Genomic DNA, 575 nt, shown 5'->3' with positions numbered 1-575 from the left:
CCTTCATGATGTTGGGCAGCGAGGCGTAGCGCGGCTCGTTCAGGCGCAGGTCGGCGGTGACGACCGCCGGCAGCGTCAGCTGCACGGTCTCCAGGCCGCCGTCGATCTCGCGGGTCACGGTGACCGAACCGTCGCCCGGCACGACCTTGGAGGCGAAGGTGCCCTGCGGCCAGCCCAGCAGGGCGGCGAGCATCTGGCCGGTCTGGTTGCAGTCGTCGTCGATCGCCTGCTTGCCCAGGATGACGAGGGTCGGGCCCTCCTTGTCGACCAGCGCCTTGAGCACCTTGGCAACGGCCAGCGGCTGCGTCTCGGCGTCGGTCTGGACCAGGATGCCGCGGTCGGCGCCCATGGCGAGGCCGGTGCGCAGCGTCTCCTGCGCCGCCGTCGGGCCGACGGTGACCACGATGACCTCGGTTGCCTTGCCGGCTTCCTTGAGGCGGACGGCCTCCTCGACGGCGATCTCGTCGAAGGGGTTCATGCTCATCTTCACGTTGGCGGTCTCAACGCCGGAACCGTCCGCCTTGACGCGGATCTTGACGTTGTAATCGACCACCCGCTTGACCGGGACGAGGACC

1 protein-coding gene is annotated in these 575 nt (G+C 69.0%); it reads right to left on the bottom strand.

Going from position 1 to position 575, the window contains the following annotated elements; translation table 11 throughout:
- Positions 1-575: electron transfer flavoprotein subunit beta/FixA family protein (locus tag GBZ26_RS29840; RefSeq protein WP_211105022.1), on the bottom strand; the 575-nt coding region annotated here is incomplete at both ends.

The sequence above is a fragment of the Azospirillum formosense genome (genome assembly GCF_013340925.1).
Taxonomy (GTDB): Bacteria; Pseudomonadota; Alphaproteobacteria; order Azospirillales; family Azospirillaceae; genus Azospirillum; species Azospirillum formosense.
Note: the sequence above shows the minus strand (reverse complement) of the source record. Positions and strands in the feature narration are given on the sequence as shown.